Source organism: Leptolyngbya sp. Heron Island J (assembly GCF_000482245.1).
Classification (GTDB): Bacteria; Cyanobacteriota; Cyanobacteriia; order Phormidesmidales; family Phormidesmidaceae; genus Leptothoe.
This window is the reverse complement of record NZ_AWNH01000012.1, coordinates 131527-152739: the sequence shown is the minus strand read 5'-3', so window position 1 is coordinate 152739 and position 21213 is coordinate 131527. Positions and strand designations below refer to the sequence as shown.

Annotated in this window: 19 protein-coding genes; 9 read left to right on the top strand and 10 right to left on the bottom strand. The window is 50.2% G+C overall.

The window, feature by feature from the left end:
* Positions 1-151: 151 nt before the first annotated feature.
* Positions 152-940, top strand: a complete 789-nt coding sequence (locus tag N836_RS43060; protein ID WP_023070779.1) for a proteasome-type protease — start codon at positions 152-154, stop codon at positions 938-940.
* A gap of 60 nt (positions 941-1000) precedes the next feature.
* Here the strand turns inward: N836_RS43060 and N836_RS43055 are convergent, their stop codons facing one another.
* The 3 genes from N836_RS43055 to N836_RS43045 form a co-directional block, all read right to left on the bottom strand.
* On the bottom strand, positions 1001-3517 hold the full coding sequence (locus N836_RS43055; RefSeq protein WP_023070778.1) for an inverse autotransporter beta-barrel domain-containing protein: 2517 nt from the start codon (positions 3515-3517) through the stop codon (positions 1001-1003).
* A 325-nt stretch (positions 3518-3842) separates the two neighbouring features.
* Positions 3843-4787, bottom strand: coding sequence for a phosphodiester glycosidase family protein (locus tag N836_RS43050; protein WP_031291542.1), 945 nt, complete (start codon positions 4785-4787; stop codon positions 3843-3845).
* A 39-nt stretch (positions 4788-4826) separates the two neighbouring features.
* Positions 4827-5063 (bottom strand): CDGSH iron-sulfur domain-containing protein, encoded by a 237-nt coding sequence (locus N836_RS43045; protein WP_023070776.1) that lies wholly within the window; start codon positions 5061-5063, stop codon positions 4827-4829.
* Between the two features lie 218 nt (positions 5064-5281).
* On the opposite strand from N836_RS43045, the gene N836_RS43040 reads away from it, so the two are divergent.
* From N836_RS43040 to N836_RS75155, 4 genes are all read left to right on the top strand, one after another.
* Positions 5282-5875 (top strand): hypothetical protein, encoded by a 594-nt coding sequence (locus N836_RS43040; RefSeq protein WP_023070775.1) that lies wholly within the window; start codon positions 5282-5284, stop codon positions 5873-5875.
* Between the two features lie 428 nt (positions 5876-6303).
* Positions 6304-7584: a S8 family peptidase gene (locus N836_RS43035; protein ID WP_023070774.1), complete on the top strand. Its 1281-nt coding sequence runs from the start codon at positions 6304-6306 to the stop codon at positions 7582-7584.
* A gap of 205 nt (positions 7585-7789) precedes the next feature.
* Positions 7790-8029 (top strand): hypothetical protein, encoded by a 240-nt coding sequence (locus N836_RS0137010; protein WP_031291540.1) that lies wholly within the window; start codon positions 7790-7792, stop codon positions 8027-8029.
* A 103-nt stretch (positions 8030-8132) separates the two neighbouring features.
* Positions 8133-9299, top strand: coding sequence for a toll/interleukin-1 receptor domain-containing protein (locus N836_RS75155; RefSeq protein WP_023070772.1), 1167 nt, complete (start codon positions 8133-8135; stop codon positions 9297-9299).
* A gap of 22 nt (positions 9300-9321) precedes the next feature.
* Here the strand turns inward: N836_RS75155 and N836_RS43025 are convergent, their stop codons facing one another.
* The 3 genes from N836_RS43025 to N836_RS43015 all read right to left on the bottom strand — a co-directional run bounded on the left by N836_RS43025 (position 9322) and on the right by N836_RS43015 (position 13482).
* Positions 9322-10980, bottom strand: coding sequence for a dynamin family protein (locus N836_RS43025; protein WP_023070771.1), 1659 nt, complete (start codon positions 10978-10980; stop codon positions 9322-9324).
* Between the two features lie 10 nt (positions 10981-10990).
* On the bottom strand, positions 10991-13063 hold the full coding sequence (locus N836_RS43020) for a dynamin family protein (RefSeq protein ID WP_031291538.1): 2073 nt from the start codon (positions 13061-13063) through the stop codon (positions 10991-10993).
* 95 nt (positions 13064-13158) lie between these two features.
* Positions 13159-13482: a hypothetical protein gene (locus tag N836_RS43015; protein ID WP_023070769.1), complete on the bottom strand. Its 324-nt coding sequence runs from the start codon at positions 13480-13482 to the stop codon at positions 13159-13161.
* Between the two features lie 547 nt (positions 13483-14029).
* Here N836_RS43015 and N836_RS43010 point away from each other — a divergent pair.
* Complete coding sequence (locus N836_RS43010; protein ID WP_152532044.1) at positions 14030-14557, top strand: hypothetical protein; 528 nt, start codon at positions 14030-14032, stop codon at positions 14555-14557.
* Positions 14558-14722: 165 nt separating this feature from the next.
* Here the strand turns inward: N836_RS43010 and N836_RS43005 are convergent, their stop codons facing one another.
* Positions 14723-16207, bottom strand: coding sequence for an ammonium transporter (locus N836_RS43005; RefSeq protein WP_023070767.1), 1485 nt, complete (start codon positions 16205-16207; stop codon positions 14723-14725).
* A gap of 238 nt (positions 16208-16445) precedes the next feature.
* On the opposite strand from N836_RS43005, the gene N836_RS43000 reads away from it, so the two are divergent.
* Entirely contained in the window at positions 16446-17456 is a 1011-nt protein-coding gene (locus N836_RS43000) for an adenosine kinase (RefSeq protein WP_023070766.1), read from the top strand.
* Between the two features lie 39 nt (positions 17457-17495).
* Here the strand turns inward: N836_RS43000 and N836_RS42995 are convergent, their stop codons facing one another.
* The 3 genes from N836_RS42995 to hisH form a co-directional block, all read right to left on the bottom strand.
* On the bottom strand, positions 17496-17693 hold the full coding sequence (locus N836_RS42995) for a hypothetical protein (RefSeq protein ID WP_023070765.1): 198 nt from the start codon (positions 17691-17693) through the stop codon (positions 17496-17498).
* Positions 17694-17809: 116 nt separating this feature from the next.
* Positions 17810-18505 carry a M15 family metallopeptidase gene (locus N836_RS42990; protein ID WP_023070764.1) on the bottom strand — a complete coding sequence of 232 codons (696 nt, stop codon included), beginning with the start codon at positions 18503-18505 and terminating at the stop codon, positions 17810-17812.
* Positions 18505-19143: an imidazole glycerol phosphate synthase subunit HisH gene (hisH, locus tag N836_RS42985; protein WP_023070763.1), complete on the bottom strand. Its 639-nt coding sequence runs from the start codon at positions 19141-19143 to the stop codon at positions 18505-18507. The genes N836_RS42990 and hisH overlap by 1 nt, the downstream gene beginning before the upstream one ends.
* Positions 19144-19250: 107 nt before the next feature.
* On the opposite strand from hisH, the gene N836_RS42980 reads away from it, so the two are divergent.
* Together N836_RS42980 and N836_RS42975 are read left to right on the top strand one after the other, a co-directional pair.
* Positions 19251-19751 carry a pyroglutamyl-peptidase I family protein gene (locus N836_RS42980; RefSeq protein WP_023070762.1) on the top strand — a complete coding sequence of 167 codons (501 nt, stop codon included), beginning with the start codon at positions 19251-19253 and terminating at the stop codon, positions 19749-19751.
* Positions 19752-19814: 63 nt separating this feature from the next.
* Positions 19815-21155, top strand: coding sequence for a DUF3370 domain-containing protein (locus N836_RS42975; protein ID WP_023070761.1), 1341 nt, complete (start codon positions 19815-19817; stop codon positions 21153-21155).
* Positions 21156-21213 lie beyond the last annotated feature (58 nt).

Sequence of the window (21213 nt, the reverse complement as noted above, 5' to 3'; positions counted from 1 at the left end):
TGTCCTGGTAAAACCCTATTATTCCGACAGCTCAAAACATTGGCTAAGAGACTAAGGGGCTACGCTCGATAAAGTCATGATATTTTGACGATGTGTCATATCTTACCAAAAAGCTGATGCATTATTTATCTGCACTGAGCGCAGCTACTAGATGAAAGAGGAGTCAGAATTAGTGACCTATTGTTTGGGGATAGCTGTCAAGGAAGGGCTGATCTTGGCAGCCGATTCTCGCACTAATGCGGGAGTAGATTATATTTCGTCGTATCAAAAGCTATTTGACTTCTCAATTCCTGGAGAGCGGGTAATTGTCGCCTGTGTGTCAGGTAATTTATCGGTGACTCAGGCGGTGATCCACGAGCTAGGTCAGGCGATTAAAACCGGTGCTAAGGATTCGCTACACACCATTCCCACCATGTATGAGGTGGCTCGCTATATTGGCTATGAGATTCGTAAAATTCAGGACGAAGATCGCACCTGGTTAGATCAAGACGGCATTAAATTTCAGTGCAATTTTATAGTCGGGGGGCAGCTGCCAGGGGAAGCACCGGCAATGTATTTAATTTACAGTCAGGGTAACTGTATTCAAGCAACGCCGGAAACGCCGTTTTTGCAAATTGGTGAGACCAAATATGGCAAACCGATTTTGGACCGCACCTTGACCCATGAATCATCATTAGATGAAATTGCCAAATGCGCCTTGCTCTCCATCGATTCGACGATGCGCTCTAATATTTCTGTTGGCCCTCCCATCAACATGGTGCTTTATGAAGCCAACAGTTTTGAAATTCGCCATCGGGTACAGCTTCAGTCCAGCGATCCCTATTTGGCAAAAATTCGTAAATACTGGGAAGGAGCGCTGCGAGAAGCCACGCTAAATATGCCAACACCCGAGTGGAATCGGGTGTCCATTGATGCTGAGCCCGATTTTTCCATTGAGTAATCGGGTTATTGTCATAAACCGTTAGAGGTGTTCCATGGAACACCTCTAACGGTATGCCCTCTATGGACAACTGGCGGCATCCGCCACGGTGTCAAAGTTGAGCTGCACTGGGAAAAAGGTGATCGCCCCTGTATTGAGGGCGTCTACGGCATCTCGATTGACCACCGTAAAGGTGCTGCCGGGGATTTCATTGAGCTGGTAGCCATTGTCGCTATTGTTATTGGTCAGCGCTAGGCACAGGTTCGTTGATCCATCGGCGTTGGTATCTAAGGAGGATGCTTCTAATCCACCGCCCACATTGTTGGTCAATTCATTGTTATCCACCACAATCAACAGGCTGCTATTGTCCCCCAGACTACGCAAGATAATACCCTGACCATTTTGATTGTCGGTAATGACGTTATTGCTACTCTCGGCATTACTCAGCTGTGCATTGCTGGAGCCAATGGCTGTGCCAATACCGGGAATCGGGATAGGAATGGGAAGGGGGATATTCTGAAACTGACCTAGGCTAATATCGAGACCGTCATCAAAGTTGCCGATCAGCTGATTCTCTGCGATCGCAAGCTGGGTAATCTGAGCATCTTCTTCAATAGCAATCTTAATGCCATCACCGCGCAGGGTTGGTGCATTTGACCCATTGTTTTCAATGATATTGTCAACGATATCGACGGTGGCGGTGCCATCCCCCGCCAGCAGCAGGTTAAAGCCATCTCCCTGGTTGTTACTGATGGTATTGCCCTCCAGTGTGAGAGCCATGGTACCAGCATTACTGCCAACCAAAATCCCCTGGCCATTCAGGATCAGCGAGCCGGTGCTGCCGGTGACGATATTGCCCGTAATCGTAACGTCGCCCTCCAAGGCTCCCACCACCACAGCCGCTGGTGAACCGAGTGGCCCTAAAGGTGAATTAAGGGTGCCGATGTCGGTATTTGTATTGATAATTTGATTATTGCTGATGGCAATGCCACTGCCGCTGAGTACCCCAATGGCTGCCCCGGCACCATCGCTAATGATATTGGTATCGATGATGCCGTTGTCCGCCTCAATAAAGCCAATGCCCAGACCCAGACTATTGGTGATTTGATTTTGTTGTACCAGCACATCAACCGAGGTAGCAATGCCGATGCCGACACTATTGGCATCCAGCTGGTTGTTGCGAACGATGGCCCCATCTGATGCGCCCTCCACCCCAATGGCCACCAGCGTATTGTTACGACTGATGTTATTTTCAATGATGGCATTAGGCGCATTGGTGGCAAAAATGCCATTTACATTGGCACCAAAGACCTCAAAGCCAGCCAGACGGATGTTGCTACCGGTTAGGGTAATCCCATTGTCAAACCCGGTGGCATCCACCAAGGGAAGATCGTCCACACCGGCCCCTGGTAAAGGAATATCCCCCAATTGAGTGGAGATATTTTCTGCGATCGCAGCCGCAATCACCGTCACTTCCCCTGGCACCGTAAAGGGAGCCAACGGATTAGTCCGACTATCACCCTCCCGCACATAAATAATGTCACCGGCCTGGACATTGATTAAATTCAAATTGGCCGCCGGATTTTCAATCGTGCCATCCCCCGCTGTCGACGTAGCATCAGGCGTCACATGCTGAAAACTGTAGGCCAGCCCTGTCGCTGGGTTAAGCGCAATCTCAGTGCTGCCCGCCGTGACGACTTCACTTTCCTTCACCACGATGGCACTATTGCGGGTAACACTTTCTGCTGCCCGGAACCACAGTGCGTCTGTATCGGAGCGGGTCTGGCGACCTCCACCCCAGCTAAAGCCCACCGAAAAGAAGCCCCGAGTGCCAAAATTGTCATCACTTTGCACCCCCAATCCCAGACGCAGCCAGTCTTGGACCCGATGATCAACCCGTAGCCGCCCGCCGATGGCATCCCCGTGATAATAAACACCGCCGTAGCCCCAGAGCTGACCCCAATCCTCCCAATCGACCAGCTGCATGCCTGCATCCAGGTCAACACCACCCCAAGCACTTTCTAGAAACTCCGAGCCCCCTTCGGTTAAAAAGACCAGCTGATTTCCCTGAAACCGGGTATCGGTTACCTGTCCTGTGCCGCCAGTGCGACCGGCTGAAGCCTGGGTATCCCCAATGGGCAAATAGCCATTCAGGTGAAAGTCCCACAAATCACCAAAAACCTCGATCCCCAGCCCCAGCTGATTAAACGTATTGTTACCCGTATCGCGGACATCATAGGAAAGATGCCCACCAACCACCATGCTCTTATAGAGGTACCGCTGGCCAACGGTGACCGTCCCCCCCAGTTCGCCAGTACTATTCAGACGAACAGCCGTATCTAAAAAGGTCAGATTATTACCAGGGGTTTGCCAGAGGGGAATAAAGCCCGTAACTCGCCCAAAACTGCGTTCATCATCGCCGTGGCGAGGGCTATTAAAATCAACGCCCAGTCTGGGAGAAATAGTATCTGTTGTCGTTGCACGGGTGGCATCAACCGGTTCCCCGCCCTCAGCATCCTGGGCATTCGCGGCAGTAGAACATAGCAATAAAGCTAAAATGCTATATATAGAGACCTTCTGGAGTCTATTCCAAACCATAGTTAGGTATGCATAAGCAAATTCGCTTCCAAGATTAAGATGCCTGCCTAACAATCACGATTGATGCAGCCCAAACTTAATCATAATTTCGAACTTGCATGGGCTGATGCTACAAGCACTATGTGTTGGCGACTCACTATCACCTCTGGCCACTGGGCGTCACTGGGGGTCAGATCAGGGCAACAGTCTGACGTATTCTTGGTGTATTACTAGCACCATAAGCTCCCTGAAAACCCGGCATTTAGAGGCTAAAACCCTGGTGCATCCTCTTCACACGGACTTTACTTTTATCACCCTGCCTAACTCTCAACCAAACGTCTCGTTTTTAGTTGTTATCGATTTCAGGGTCTAAGGGTTGAGCAAAAAAGCCCAGATGATTGGCCACTGGCCGTTCTTGGCCCGGTACTTTGGCATGAATCGGGGCATTCAACACCTGTGGCCCGGTAGCCGCTGCGATGGCAATCGTTGTCGACCCGCCACCATCCAGCTGCAGAGCCGTATCAGCTCCCAACGCCTGCACAAATCTCGTCACTTCCGCCAGCGTCATCCCCTCGCTGTAAAGAGGCTGTTTGCCATCAATCAGCACTAACCACAGACGGGTTCCCGTCGCATCTAAGGCAGCAATGGTATAGGAATAGGGTTTGTTGTCTTCGTTAGGGAGTTGTTGTTGTACGGTCTCGGTGGGCTGGCCCTGGTTCAGCAACATCCAGTTACCGGCCACTGCCTGCTGGGTTTCCTGAGGACAAGCACTATCCCCACGAATTGTTGCTTGCTGGTTTAAAAAACAAATAGCTGCTCGCTGGGGGTCCTCAGCCGATGTCTTATTCCCATTTGCGATCGCTAACCCCACCAAACTTGCCAACTGACCCGAACGGGGCTGATAGTTCCACAGGGTGACTTCTCGAAATGGAAAAAAATAATTGGCATTAATCGCCAGCTGCAGCCCTTCAGCTTTAATCGCCTCAGACGTCCGTCGGGCAATTGTTTCTCGACGTTCCCAATCCAACGGGTCAATCTCAGCCACCGGCTGATAGGCAGGCGTCACATAAGGAATTAGCCCAGGGGTGGTCAAATCAATCTCAACGACATGAGCCACCTGAGGTCGGGGGTGATCGGCAATATGACGGCTGTACACAATACCCCGAAAGAGTGGCTGGCGAGTAACGACCTGGCGGCTAGGACGACGCCAAATACCAACGCCATAGAGCATCAGCGGCATTAACAGCCCAAGCCACAGCACGCTTCTTTTCACCAAACTCCCACGGGGCATAGATTTTTATCCAATCAAAACACTTGAAACAGCGGCCCTTTATAGACTGCTATGGGTGCCATCACAAAAGGGTTGACCATCGGTCTTTTTACATAGACACAGGGCAACCGTCTTTTTCTCCTCAATCGTAAATTTAACCGGGGTAAACTCTGTTCCCTTGTGGGCACCGTCACAAAACGGCTGATTCCCAGAGTTGCCACAGCTGCACCACCAGTAATCGCCAGGTTCTAATTCCATGACGACTGGTTTCGTATCAACAATCGTTGGTTCACTCATTGGAAATTTCCTCTCAAAGTTTGCACTTATAGTGTGAACAATCCCAAATTAAAAGACAATAGTTATTTAAATGGACGTATTGTCATCTAAAATGCGACAATCGCTATCAATGTTGGTTTAGGCTACTCTGTAGTCGAGGCGCTAGCTAGAACAGCCTCTGGCAGCTTCCTGATTTAATTCTCATTCCCAGTCATCCTGAAACGTCACTTAAGTCGCTGATGAAATACCGTCCTTCCTGGAACTGGCAGGCTACAGCGTATACCGCTGGTTTAATTGCGATCGCACTTTTTACCTTTCATGCCATTAGCAGCTTAGTCTTTAGCGCTCTGGGGTTGGCCCCCAGCAGTCCCCAATGGGGTTTAACGCTCACCTTAGGTGGGTTTTTAGCTATTGCCGGAGCCGCCGTTGGCATCCAGTCTCTCCAGGGTCTGCCCCGTCGACTGACTGGCATGGTTAGCGGGGCCGCGTCCCTAGCTATCCTGGGCTTTTACAGTTTTGGACAACTGAGCGAGCAAGATACTGTGTGGGCGATCGCAGGCGCTGTGGTGGGTCTGTTTGTTGGCGGTAGTTGCGGATTTTGGACTGCTGGTAAACAGCGGGTGGGTGGAAGTGCGATCGCGCTGATCAGCAGCCTGTGTGCCTACGGCGCTGCGTTTGGTGTCGGCTCCTGGACCCTGGCCGCCATTAACACTCAGCGCTGGATGCTAGCCGCAGGCTTGGGGGTACTTACAGCTCTCTACCTCTGGTGTACACAGCGAGGGCTACTGCAGGCGTACCATCAGTGGCAGCATGAATTAAGCAATAGGCCGTAGCAGAGAGATTGTTACTCTTGCTCTTTGCTATCTCAATCAGCCTGTCATGATCTTGGCAAAGAAACAGCCAACAATAGTGAGTAATCACCCACATTTAAAACAATAAATTTAATCCTACATATTTTAAATCTTGTTATCACCATGGAACAGATAACAAAACTAAACAAAAAACACTTTTTAAAACAGGTTAGAGACTCTCAAAAACGCTGAAAAATCGAAAATTCTAACTAAGAATCGACTAATTCAGATAATTGTTGACTATTCTTAACCAGCACATTTCTATAGAGTTATTCTTAAATTCACATTTTATTTGAGCTGTTCCGTAATGGTTTCTTGGCAAGTTGTATGGAGCTAAGTGTGCACCTGGATGTAACAGACTGCATCTCGAATCGCATCTCAAGACCACTTTCCGCAACTAAAGGTGAATTATGTCTATTGAAACCACAGGGCGTTATCTGGTACTGCTGCCTGACGAAGACTTAGGTGCTGGCATTCAAGCACTCTCCAGTGCAACCGGCATTCAAGGTGTGGCTAGAGCCGCAGATTTTGAAGATCATGCCTTTACAACTGAAGAACTCGATAGCCCCAATGCCTCCGTCTTTGATGATCTAGGCGTCGCTGTTGTTCCCCTTGACCCCGATCAGGCTCAGTCAGTACGAGCCAGTGCGGCAGCCAGTAGCAACGTTTTAGCCATTCAGCCAGAGCGAGTAGTGTATGCCCTGGGGCAAGGACTGTCCGGGGAGTATCTCCGGGGCTATCGTGATGCCACCAATCACCTGTATGAGCAAGCAGAACCCGATCAAGCCATGCAGGCCGCTCGTACTCGCAAGGGTGAGCCGGTGGAATTTAAGGATTGTAAAAACACCTGGGGATTGCAGGCAACTAAGGTAGTCGATACATCCTATAGCGGTCTGGGTATTAGGATCGCCGTATTGGATACCGGTTTAGACCTGAACCACCCTGACTTTGCCGGTCGTATGATTCGCAGCCGCTCTTTCATCAGGGGCGAGGACGTACAAGACGGTAACGGCCACGGTACCCACTGTATTGGTACAGCCTGTGGTCCCATGGACCCGCCAACACTGCCTCGTTATGGTGTTGCTTACAATGCCGAGATTTATGCAGGCAAAGTGCTGAGCAACCGTGGTTCCGGCTCCGATAGTGGTATTCTGGCGGGCATTGAATGGGCGGTCAATAATAACTGCGCCGTGATTTCCATGTCCTTAGGAGCGCCTACCCAACCAGGCGATACCTACTCACCCATCTATGAACGGGTGGGCCATCGGGCATTAAAGCGCGGCTCCTTGATCATTGCGGCTGCAGGAAATGAAAGCCGACGTGACCGCGGCGAGATCAAGCCCGTGGGTTATCCGGCCAATGCGCCATCCTTGATGGCCGTAGGTGCTCTAGATAACAAGCTGCAGATGGGATTCTTCTCTAACAGCAGCATCAACCTAGACGGTGGTCAGGTGGATATTGCCGCACCGGGTGTAGACGTATATTCCACCTGGCCCATGCCTGAGCGCTACAATACGATTAGCGGTACTAGCATGGCCACACCCCACGTGGCTGGCATTGCCGCTCTCTATGCTGAAGCAACTGGAGCACGAGGCATGGAGCTTTGGGCCTGGCTAATGCGCGATGCTCAGCGCATGGTACTCCCTGGCACTGATGTGGGCATCGGTCTGGCACAAGCCCCTTTGTTCTAGAGCCGTACGGTTGCATATTTAGTAAGGTTCGTTGCAGATCTTTGCGTTAACCTTGGCAAAGATCCGCAACAGCCATAGGACTATGAGACACTCTAGGTGGCCTAGGCAATTGATTCATTGGCTAATTATTGTCATAGCAACAATGGGCTTGTTAAGCTGTTCGCCCAGTGGATCAGATATTGTTGATGCAAACCCAGGAGCAGATATGAGCAAGGTACAGGTGACAATATCAATTGATGACGCTCACCTAGAGCAAATCGATCAGGTTGCTGAGCAGCTAAAGGCATCAGGGTTAAGTGTGGATCAAACCATGTCGACCCTGGGCATTGTGACGGGTTCAGTGGACTCGGACAAGATGTCTTCACTATCTGAGGTAGCCGGTGTGGACTCCGTTGAGGTGGATAAGACAATTACATTGCCACCGCCAGGGTCTGACGTTCAATAATTGGTAAACGTGGGTACTCCCCACCTAAATCTCTCGTGTCCTTTAGATTCCTCAATAAACCCAACATGGTCAACCGATAACGCTTACACCCAAAATGTGGACAATGATCGGTCAGATTTGTTGGGTTGATGAGAGATGGGACAAACGGCGAAAATATTGGTTTTGTTTCAACCCAACCTACAGACTGAAGAATTCTGAAATGCGTATCTTTATTTCGTACCGGAGAGCTGATGTAGGGGGGCATGCTGATATATTTGTGGGGCGAATAGCCGACAGGTTGATCGCTCATTTTGGTGAATCGAATGTCTTCCTTGATATCCAGACGATTCCTGTAGGTCGTGAATTTGACGAATTTATCTTTGAACAGATAGCACAGGCAGATGCCCTACTGGCAATAATTGGTCCTGATTGGCTGACAGAGTTAAAAGTCCGCGAAGAGGAAAAAGAAGACTTTGTAAAAGCAGAGATACAGAGTGCTCTCAATAGAGGGGTTCATTTGATACCTGTGCTAATTGGCGGAGCTTTTATGCCCGGCACAGATCAACTTCCAGAATCACTCAAGCGACTATCTAGGAAGAATGCCTTTGCAGTAGATTCCGGTCGCGACTTCCATCCCCATTTGACAAATCTTATTAACAAATTGGAGTCTCTAACTATTCCTACATATATTGACAAAGGCCCTTTCAGAGGAATTAGAGAATCTTACAACAAGGGCAATACGCTTAGATTTCAGATCCATGAGAAAGATGAACTTCTATCTTATAACGACGTAATTGAACGCTGGATTCATGATGACCAGTTCAGGAGTTTCTTCCGTTCTTTACTTTATGATTCAGGGCTTTCTTCCTACGTATGGGAAACTCCGCCCATTACAAGTAATCATCTCAATCGTCCTTTTGAGTTTGTGCTTTTAAGCCTGCCAAAACGATTTGGGTCCCCTGACCGGGAAACTTATGCTCAATACTTTAATGTTGATGCCGGTGATAATGGAGTTATTGCATTCGACAATCTCGGCAAGGATGCATTATTAGTGGTGCCATCTCCATGCAAAACCGACGTGGATTATACTAACCTCGCTGCATTTTTACGAAATGCACCAGAAATTCAGCAGCATGCATTATGGAGAATGTTAGGAAGATGTGTGAAGCAAAGGCTTAGCTCTAAACCATTATGGATCTCTGTAGCCGGAGGAGGCGTTGCTTGGTTGCATGTGCGACTTGATAGTTATCCAAAATACTATCGATATATGCAATATCGTGCAGAACCCTAGATATCAGACGATTACTCCCTCCTTAGCTCCCAAAATTCTTCAACTGGGCTTTTAGCTGTTGCAATTCCACCAGAGTATTTTCCAACAGCGTTTGTTGGCCAATCCGCTGCTGTTGCGATGCTGGCTTAGCAACAGACTGGTAAAGAATAGGTCGGGTGGTTTTTTGGTAATTATGTAGAGCGGCCAGCGCAGTTTCCGAAAAATGAGCTAGATAACTCCGAGCCGCTTCACGACTGAGATCAGCTGAAACAGTTGGTTCTGGCTGGGCAGATGGCTTCCGCCCGGACCGATTAATCAGGTGACTGGCTCCACCCAAAACAGCGGCTCCCATCGGGCCTCCCAACACCCAGCCGAGACCAGTTGCGATCGCAACCGGAGCCATTCCCTCCTCTTTTTTCCCCGATGGTTGTTCCGGTTCCGGTACTGCCTGAACAGAATCATCAGGCAGCTGCCAGCTCACCCACAAATCCACCGGACGCGGTTGTTCAAAAAAATCACAGGCTTTATACACCCATTCCACCACCGCCCGTTTTTTTTGTTTCCACACCGGCTGCAGAGACTCTTCTAACCATTGAAATGCAGTTCCTGCCTGCAGCGCAACCGCAAAACTGTGCTGATATTGATTCAACAAATTCCTTAAGCGCAGCCAGTCTTGTAGTTCAGCCATACTCTGCTGAAAACCCTCTTGGATTAGCGTCTGAGCCCGTTGTTGAATCGCCGCGCGACGGCTATCTGGCGATGGAGTTTCTAAGCTCTTTAACTGTTGTTGCAGAGCCTGCTGCACCTTAGGCATCAACGGCAATAGCCGGGTCATACGGTGGGTAGACAGTTGAGGCATTCGCAACTGCACCAGCGTCTGCAAAGCCGATTCTAATGCGGGTAGTCCGGATTGGGTGGCTGCAGCCATATCGCCCTTGAGCCGCGCTCGCAGTGCCGGTAGAGCATCTACCGCGTAGAGGTTGCTGACACCGTCCGGTAGGGTGGAGCGAAAGTCCTGGGCCAAAAACCGCAGGCGATACATCACCTGTTTGCGTTCCTCAGGCTCCATCAAATTGAGAAAATTCACCACAAATAACACCGTGGTGATGCCTCGCTCCATCAGCCAATCTCGCAAATGTTCACGCTCGGCCAGGGTCATCAACTTCCGACCGTCCAGTAGCTGGATGACCACATCGGTCTCTTGTAGCTTGGCGTAAACCAGGTTGTTTTGCGCTTCGCGATCGTCGGTACCGGGTAGGTCCACCAGCTCCACTCCCGTCCGTAAAAATGGATGAGGGCATTCCACCGCAACGGCAGCCACCTCTTGACGCATGTGGCGTTGTTCATCCAGGGTGGCGTAGCGCTGTAACAGATCTGTACCGGCTTCTTTCAGCACTTGGCCATCCGTCAGGGTAATACAGCTGGTTAGTTCAGTGCCATAGGTGACTGTAATTGCTGCTCCCGTAGTCGGTACCAAGTCAATGGGCAGGGCTTTTTCACCCAGTAGTGCGTTAAGGAGGGTAGATTTACCGTAGTTAAAGGGACCAAAAACAGTGATGCGTAGGGAAGGATTAGAGATGCGATCGCACTGGCCTAACACATCGCTTTTAAGCTCGGCATTGTTGTTGTCTAAAAGCCCCACAGCTTTCCGCAGGGTGATGAGCAGAGGTGTTAGTGCTTCAGAGGTAGTCACAGAATCCATTATTCTCTCGCTAATCCACCGCCAGCAAATACTGATACACCGATTCTAGCTGCTGGCAGGCGCTATTCACGTCGGCCTGGGCTGACTTCAACCGCTGGGTTTCCGTATCGCGATTAATCTCACAGGTTTCTTTTTGTTTGACCAGATTGTCCAATTCTGCCTTACGACTAGCAATATCCTGGTCAATCCGTTCAATTACTGTCTTTTCATAGCTATCAAAGCCATCATGGACCGCATCATAAATGGGCTGCCACTGCTCATCCGCCAGCTTTGGCAAATGTTTGACCAATTCCTTTTTCATCGCCTTGGCCAGCTCTTTGCGGGCCTGGTCTAGCTGTAGGGCACCAAAACCCAGTCCCACCAGGGCCACAGTCAAAGGTCCCAACACCACCCCAAACAGGGCAGAGGCCACCAGGGCAATACTGCTCACGGTGAGAAAATTGAGCAAAATACTCTGCCAGTCAAAGCCGGTGGCGGCCAGGGCCATACCTGCGATATTGCCAGATGCGAGCGAGATCAATCCCATGGCCCAGGTGGCCCAGCTCGGTGAGCTGTCATCCCGGAGGCTGTTGGGCAGACCAACGGTATTTTGCCCGGTCAGCTTGGCTGTCATCCGGTCGGTAATTTGGGCATAGGACGCGCCATACTGAGCAGCGTTTTGGGCTAGTTGGGCAAAGGCGGCATCCACCTCTTGTTCTGCGGTACGTGACCAGGCGTAAAATTTATCGTTAAAGTATTGTTCAAAGGCTTGTTTTAGCTGGGCATTAAAGCGCCCGCGCCCACTGTCGCTGATAAACTCTCGCAACCGAATCTCGGGCTGATAGCGGAGAAAGTCGGCTTCAAAGGTATTTTCGAGGTTGAGGACATAGGTGCGGAATGAGTTGGCAACAGCGTGGGATTTGCGATCGCACATTGACCGAATATCTGCTCGAAACTGGTCGCGAATATCCGCCAGTTGTTTAAACTCAGGCTCCACCGATTCAATCCGCTGCTTGAGTTCATCCACCGTCTGATTCAGTAAGGGCAGCCGTCGCTCCAGTACTTCCGCAAAGCGGTTTTGAGCCTGACGTCCCAGGGTGCGTGCCTGACGAAATTCTGCCACTGCCCGTTCCTGGGTCAAAAATTGATTCAGGGCCTCAATAAAGGGTGGAAAGCCAGTCCCATCCAGGGTGGTATCCGGATTTTTGAGCCGCTGGCGCAGGGCATTGCGGGCTGAAATGGCAAACACTCGCTCGTCATACCAGTCCTGACCATCAATCTGACAGTAGTCCTCAAGCTGTGTGCGAAAAACCTGATGTAGCCTGGCTTCAGCTGCAGCCACTTCCTCAGTATCATCCGGGTCCAGCAAGCTTTCTTTTACCTGGTCCCAGGCATTGATCAAGAAAAAGACCGCCAGCCCGCGTCCTTTTATATAGTTCTCTAAATAGCGCCGTTCGGCTAACGTACAGGGCTGTGTTGCCCGCAACACAAATAAAATGGCGTGGCAGTTATTGATGTAGCCCAGGGATAGCTCATTACGGGCTTCCGTATCATTTAAACCAGGGCTATCGACAATTTCCACTCCTTTTTCCAACAGTGGCAGCGGATATTCCACCACGGCATGGCTCACGTCGGGAAAGGCTAGTTCTTGGTTAGTCTCCAGCTGTTTTGCCTCAGCGGGGTCAATGGTGTAGCGCTGTTTAAATTCAGCAAAATCAAGGGCTTCAGCCGCCCGACCATCGACAAAATGGACCGTTACCTTTTTCTCAGGACCGTAACGTAGTACTGTCAGTAGCGCCGTACATGGGTTGACATCGCTAGGCAGCAGATTCTCACCAATCAGCGCATTTAAGAAAGTACTTTTCCCGCGCTTCATATCCCCCAGCACCAGCAGTCGAAACACGCCGCGACGCAGATTTTGGCTGGCGGTGTGCATATCCTCAATCGTTTGCTCTAGACCCAGCTCTCCGGAGGTATCAGCACTTTCGGCTTCTGTATCGGCCAGTACCTTGGTGAGCCCCGATAGAACATCAGCCATCTGGTGGCGCACTTTGGCGACACGATCCAGGTCGCTAAAGAAATCAGTCGATTGAATTGTAGACATTACGTAAGCTTGGGTAGTGGGTATTCGTAGGGGCGGTGCCTGCCTGGCAATATCAAGGTTAGGCAGCCGGGAGAACAAGAGTTTGGTTCAAAGGTTTAATCTTGGTTGCGATCGCCTTCCCAAAAAAGTTTGTAACCAGCCCAGCCCACACCAAATATCAGCAGTAGTGTGGCCAGCCATGTGGCTACTCTAACGGCCACAATTACACCCACGACGATCAAGCCAAATCTGGCAATTTTGGGCAAACGCTTGTACCAGGGACGCCCTAAGGATTCTTTGTGTTTAACTGTAGGCTGCACCGGGGTAGAGTCCTCCAACTCAGCCTCCAACTCACGCATCCGAATCTTAATTTCGCGCTCCTTCAGCTCCGCTTCCCGCTGTTTGAATTCTTGCTCTTTGGACTGATGATCAGGGTTCATGAATTTTGCAAAAGACCGATCGCCTCTTTCCAAAATATGCGCAGTTTTGAGTAGCGGCAACTTTTTTTAACAGCGACTACACAACTCAGTTGCCCACACCTTGGTTGAGATGCCAGTAGGCCCTGTGCAAATCATTAAAACCTGAGCCGTATTTTTACAGAGCTGATGCCCTTACCAATACATTGCCCTGTTCGTAGTATCCGTATAATTGCCAGCAGTCGTATAAATTATTCAGGGGTACGGGTAGTCAGCTCAAACGATTTGAATCACTGAATCAACAACTCAACTGAGTCTGATCGCCTATCCGTAAAATCAGGCACATTTACACAAAAATCGCTACATTGTACTGATTCTGATTTTCAGAATAGAAGATATAAACTGTCAATCGATCCGATGACGAGGATGCTTGAAAGGTGGCAGTCAGCGCCGGACAAAGTCTTCCTTAACAACAATATCTCACCCCTTCTGATTAGCTCCACGGGGAGTCCCAAGTTTGGGCTCTCTAAAAGAGCTAGTCAGCATCCAGCAACCTTTTGCATGGCTAAAAATGCGTAAACAAGACTTAGATAGAGATGCCTCGGGTCCGGCTATATTTTTATCGATGGTGGCTCTGATCCTGTCAGGATTAGCGGCGGCTGCATATTTCATGTTTAAGTCTGAACCACAGATACAGGCCACTACAGAAACAGTCGCCAGAGAAAATTACTGTGCCAATACCTCTGACGACCAGGAAACACTTTTGCAAACTCTGTCAGACTTAAAAGCAGCCATGGGTGATGAATGGTCTAGCTTTTGTCAGGATAGGCTAGACAGCATTTTGTATGAGACAGCTGTGGTCAAAGCTACAGCAGGACGATTCAACACCTCATTTATGCGCCTGTGCCAAATTCCACAAAGGCCTGAATCAGACTACTTTAGAGATGCTGAGTTTTTATTTAATATTTGGACGGAAAATCGTAATACGTCGGGTGAGCCGCAAGAAATAAAGCCATTGTTAACCAGCTTTTTTCAAACCTATAAAAACCCCTTCGAGAACTGCCCTGCAGCTCAAGGCATATTAAGCGAAGTCCGCTAGGCTAACGTGTACACACAAGTGAAGGTGCTTCATACTTTGTAATTGGCCCTCACCCCAAACCCCTCTCCCGCGGGAGAGGGACTTTGATCTGGCCCCTTCTCCCCCAGGGAGCAAGGGGTTGGAGATGTCGAGCTTTAAGCGGTATGGCATGGTTGTGTCTTTGCCTTACATAATGATGGTGGCATCACTGCCTGCTTTTTCATCCTCTAGGGTTACCCTCAAGCCTCGTCTGACGGTGGTCAGCACACCAATATCACCCTCTGAATAATGGTAAGAGACGCTGGGATTGAGATAGTAAAGAAATAGTCCGATGGCCATCCAGGCTAATAAACTCAATAGCAAGGTTGTGAGGATGACACAGCTACACCCCAAAAATTGATAGAAGGTTTGCTGCGCTATAGTGTGCAGACTATTAAATTCGCGGGAAATACTTTGAGAAAAAATGCCAACGGCGACTGTGCCCCAGATGCCACAAAACAGATGGACAGGTACTGCACTGACGGGATCATCGATCCGCAATAAGTTTGATTGGAACAAACTTTCGCCAAGCAGTACCAGGACACCACCCACAGCTCCAATAATGCAGGCACCTAAGATATCAACATAGGCTGAGGAGGCTGTAATGCTGACTAGACCGCCTAAAATGCCATTAATAATCGATGAAAGTTTGACCTTATAGCCGGTGACTAAGGGACTATAGAGGAGAATTGCCAGACCACCACTTGTAGAGGCAAATACCGTTGTAATCAGCACATGGGGAACATACTCTAGAAATCGGGTTGAACCGCCATTAAAGCCAAACCAGCCAACCCATAGGATGAGACAGCCTAAGGTGGTAAATCCTGGGTTACAGGGTTCAAAGGTGCCAACTTCTTCCCCATAGGGAAAACTTTCTGTTGCCGAATCATAGCCAAATTTTCCATGGCGGGGCCTGAGTATCCAAGCGCCCACCAATGCAGCGGTGCCGCCGACGCAATGAATCACCGTTGAACCGGCAAAATCATGAAAGTTCAGAACGCTGGCTAGCCAGCCATGATCGCCCCACACCCAATATCCGACTAGGGGGTAAATAAAGCCTGCTAGAACAAAGCTAAAAAGAATAAATCCCCAGAATTTTATCCGTTCGGCCACAGCCCCAGATACTATTGTTGCCGTAGTGCCGGCAAACGATAGTTGAAAAAAGAAAATTGCTGCGAATGAGCGATCCTGCCAAAAGAATCTTAAATTCTCAAAACCTTGGGGGAAGGGATTTAAGTTGACTTCAGAGGGAAATAGGGAATCTACAAGAATTCCGAATTGTCCAAAGACTGGATTACTGCTGTCGCCAAACATAAAGCGGAATCCAAAAATAAAAAATGCCGTTGCGGCGACGCAGAAGACAATTAAATTCTTAGCTAATATATTAGTGGCATTTTCAGTGCGGCAAATTCCGGCTTCAAGCATAGCAAAACCAGCATTCATAAAGAACACAAGTAAAGCGGCTATCATCATCCAAATGGTATTGATGGCCGAAAAAAAATCGTTAGAGAGCGGTATTGTGTTGGTGGGTTCTTGGCCAAAGGCCTGAGATGATAGCGCTGTTAAAAAGCTAACTGTTACCAGAAAGGTGAAGGACTTGTGTTTTGAAAGTCGCTTGAACAAACTATTCATAGTCCTCTAGGGCAATGATTCGGACAAATTCGCTAAATAAACGTTGACATGATTGATTGCGGGTCAATCAAGAGGCCTTGGCAAAAGGCTGAAGTTTTCACCTTTTCGGTATTGGTCAAAAAATGTCCGGACGCTTGATAAATCCCCCACGAATTCTTCAAAGTCTGCTCACCCATTGCCACCTCCAGGGATGAGCGGGATAATAGGCAGGCAAAATTATTGGATAATTTGTATTCCTATGACCAGCACCCCACCGAAGTACGATGTTTATGGCCTTGGTAACGCTCTGGTGGATATTGAATGTGCCCTATCGGTGGAAACCCTGGCCGCCATCGGCATGGATAAAGGGGTGATGACGCTGCTGGATGAAGCGGTACAGGATAATGCGATCGCACAGCTCAACAGCCGGAGCACCAAACAATCCTGTGGCGGCTCAGCTGCTAATACCATTATTGCCATTAGTCAGCTGGGGGGCAAAACCTTCTATGGCTGTAAAGTGGCCGATGACGACTACGGTCAGTTTTACACCCAGGACCTGGTGAACTGCGGGGTGGATACAAATTTAACCAGCCATGCCCCCGAAGCGGGGGTCACAGGCAAATGTCTCGTTTTAGTCACCCCGGATGCTGACCGTACCATGGGTACATTTCTAGGCATTTCCGCTCAGCTATCTGAAGCCGACCTCAATCCTGACGCCATTATTGCTGCTGAATATACCTACCTTGAAGGGTTCCTGGTGAGCGGAGAGAACAGCAAAGCAGCTGCCATTAAGGCTAGACATCTAGCCAAAACCGCCGGACGTAAGGTCGCCATGTCCCTATCGGACTACAACATGGTGAAATTCTTTCGACCAGGGCTGCTAGAGATGATCGGTGACGGTGTTGATATGCTCTTTGCCAACGAATCTGAGGCGCTGCTGCTGGCCGATACGGAGGATTTTGCCACGGCCATTGAACATACTAAAACTCTGGCCAAAGCCTTTGCCATTACTCGCGGTCCCCAGGGATCTATCCTGTTTGATGGCGAACAGGTGTTAGAAATTGCCCCCCATCCCGTTGCCGCCATCGATACCTTAGGCGCTGGCGATATGTATGCTGGCGGCGTGCTCTACGGGTTAACCCACGGGCTGAGCTGGGCCCAGGCTGGCCACTTAGGCTCCCTGGCTGCCGCCAAACTAGTGACCGCCTATGGTGCCAGAATGGCAACAGCAGAATTGCAGGCGGCATTAAAACAGGTGGTTGGCGAGTAGAGTCTCTTGCCTATTGCAATATACGAGCTGAGCGTCGGTTCACGCTTTTTCATCGGCTGGGAAGGCATTGTAAATCTTATGAATGCCTTCCCAGCCGTCTTTTCTGCCAGCATTTTGTCTGGCAATTTTTTCAGCTGATTGGACACTGGTCGCGTGCACTGACACCAGTGTTTTGGTCCCCCACTCAGACACTAAGACGTAATAGGCCTTTTCGTTGGAATTCAGTTTAGACCGCATTGATCATGCACCCAGCGACTATGTAGATACTGATGTCTATTTCTAGGAATTTCGCACATATTCACTAAAAATTACCAAAGTTTGAAGTAAATATGTGCAAAATTCAGATATCGGTGTTAATCAATGCGGCCATATTGAGCCGGGGCTGTGTTTTCTAACCAGGCCCATAGCTGATCTCCCCGAGAAAAATGCCACCATTCATGGGGATGCTGACGAAAGCCAGCGGTCTGCATCGCTTGGGACAAGATTGTCCGATGGTGATGAAAAATCTCTCCGTTGGGTTGATCGGCAAAGTAATGGGGGTGCGATCGCAACGAAATCTCATCAATGGCAGACCCCATATCCACCACCTGCTGCTGCCCATCTACCAGGGTGATATCCACAGCAGCGCCGGTGCTGTGGGGTGGCGGCGTTGCCACATCGTGACTGGGCGCAGCCCAAAACTGATATACCTCCGCCAGCAGATCTTCCCTAGGTGCAATCTCCCGAGTTCTCCCAGGAGATTGCCGCTGCCAGTCCTGCAGCAGCTGTTCATAGGTGTGTTCCACCATAAACCGCTGGACCGCAATTGGCCGATAGGCATCAAAGATTTGAATCCGCCAGCCAGGATTGTTGATCTGCAAAGATGCCTGGGCTTGTAATAAAGCCTGTAAGATCCCCTGTCGCACATAATAGGGCGAAAGCTCGCCGTAGGGAGCACCCAGTGCCGCATAGGGGTGGGGCGTAACAACAGCAAACTGCTCCAGCGGAATGGGAACTAACGGTTCACCACAGTCTTCAATGGGAACACGCTGGTAGGGTTTAGCCATCATTATCCAACCACGGCAGGCTGTTTCACCATCTCAACAAAGTTGGCTAACAGCTGCAACCCCGTTTTACCCGACTTTTCAGGGTGAAACTGAACTGCCATCAGATTATCTTTAGTAACAGCGGCTGTAACAGTCTGGCTGCCGTGGGTAACGGTGGCCGCAACAATGGCAGGATCAGAGGTTTCAGCGTAGTAAGAATGCACAAAGTAAACCCACTCATCCGAGGCAATTGTGGTCCATAGGGGGTGGTCTGGCATGGTTAGCTGCAGCTGATTCCAACCCATGTGGGGAATGGTAATGCCCGGTTCTGGCTTAAATTTACGCAGGGTGCCCTTCAGTACACCAATACCCGCCTCCACCCCTTCCTCAGAGGCTTCAAACAGGAGCTGTAAACCCACGCAAATGCCGAGGAATGGTTTGCCGCTGGCAATCACATCCCGAATGGGTTGGGTCAGGTTGCGATCGCATAAATGCCGCATCGCCGGGTCAAACGCCCCCACCCCCGGTAGCACCACCCCATCGGCCCGATGTAGCACCTCCGGCTGGTCAGTCACCACTGGTGTTGCCCCCGCAAATTCCAGGCCCTTACAGGCCGAGTGCAGGTTGCCCATGTCGTAATCAATCACAGCAATGGTTGCCATAGTCCCTCTTATAGGCAGTGACTGCTCTATAGTATCGGCTTGCTTGAAGGATGGGTAGATACCCGCTATGGGTGTCCTAGGATATACAGATAAAAAACATCCCCACAATGGCCCCGATCTTGATCACCAGCTTTCGACCCTGGAAAGCCCATCAAGGCATTAATAGTAGCGATGTCTTACTCAAACAGGTGACCGCAAACCTGCCAGACAATGCCATTATCCTCAGATCGCTACCCGTCAATTTTGACCTGGCCCCCATCCAGGTCATCACCCACATTGTTCAGTACCGCCCCAAGGTAGTTATCTGTTGCGGTATGGCCGAAACGCGCCAGTCACTCACCGTAGAGCAGTGGGGCACTTACCAGGACCAGCAACTGGCCACCCCCATCCATCTGCCAACCCTGATTAAACAGACAATTCACACCCGCATTAGCCATGATGCTGGCGACTTTGTCTGCAATCGTCTTTACTATCGAGTCCTCAAGCATCTTCAGGAACAATCAGCCCTGGCCCTTTTTGTTCATATCCCCTTGATTACTCCGGCCAACCGGCCCCTGATTGAATTCGATTTTCTGAAAATAGTTGAGCATTTGAATTCAGCGTGCTAATTGTTTTGTATGATCCCCATGACTATTAGATCCCAGCAACCTTAGCCCGCTTGCCTTGCCCCCATGTTCCCCCTCTTTCTCGCCCAGACCCCACCGCCGCCAATCGTTCGTCCCCAGGAAGTCCGACCGCTACCCGCTCAGCTCGACACCGTACCGGTTTTTAACAGCAACAGCCCTGAGCTCATTGGCGAGCCGGGAATTTTACTCTCAACTTTTCCCCCCGACGACATGGCCCAGCCAGAGGCCCATCTAGAGTTTGCCTTTGACGGTCGGTTTGATGTCTTTGCCCACCATGTTTACCGAGCTGACGATCCGGAAGACCTCAGATCGATGTATGTGGCGATTTTGGTCCATAACCCTGGGGTAGAAACAGTTACCGTCAACGTGTTAGCTGGGGCCAGCTATCTGAGCCAGCCAGATGCACCGTTTATTCCCCTGCCGAGTGTGGTGCCCTTTTCACCCCGCGAGCCCATGTTTGCTGGGCCAGGGAGCCGGGTGATGGGAGACCTGATCCAGGGGCGTCGCCAGGAGATGTTTCCCTCTCAGCTGGTGGTACCCCCTGGGGCCAGCGCGTTATTAATGAATGCCCCCATCTCCGTAGCTGAATTAGAGCCCCCCCTGAATGGTCGTTCTACCCTGGTGGAATTAGAAAGTGACGGCCCTGTCTATTTAGCGAGTTTAGCCAAAGCGGCCAACTTAGATGGCAACGAAACTGAGCTAGCTCCTTCCCTGGCGCAGTGGGAAACAGTTTTGAGAGAGTCCGGCTTAGCCGGACCTCGCGATCGCACTCCCACCCCCATTACCGACAATCCCGGTCAGGTAATCTATGGGCGGGTGGCAGGTGTCGCCCAGGGAGCCAGCTGGACTGCCACCGTAGTCGACGACAGCCCCGACAAAAACAATCCGGTACTCACCATCCCCGCCGTCGGAGCTGCCTTTTCCTATGGCATTAGCACCCTCTATGCCGGACAGCTAGGCACCGGTCAAAACCAGAGCGCCCCTATGCTCGTGCGCTATGACGACACTGCCTACCAGGCCCACGGCAACTACGGCATCGCCTACAACCTCTCCTTCCCCCTCTACAATCCCAGTGACACTCCTAAAACTGTCACAGTTTCCCTCGAAACCCCGATCAAAGAAGACCAACTCTCAACAGAGGGGCTGCAGTTTTTTGAAGAACCGCCCAATCGAACATTTTTCCGGGGTCCGATTCAAATTAGATATCGCAGCGATCGCGGTCTACCCCAAATTCACAATTTTCATCTGGTGCAGCTGCGCGGACAGCAGGGGGCACCCCTGGCAACAGTCACCCTAGCCCCCAATGAAAAACGCCAGGTGGACGTCATTCTACGCTATCCACCCGATGCCACCCCGCCCCAGGTGATCACCATTCAAACTCAGTAAGTCTCAATTGCTGATTTTACATAACCCGTCATAAATCAACTTGAACTGATGTAACTTG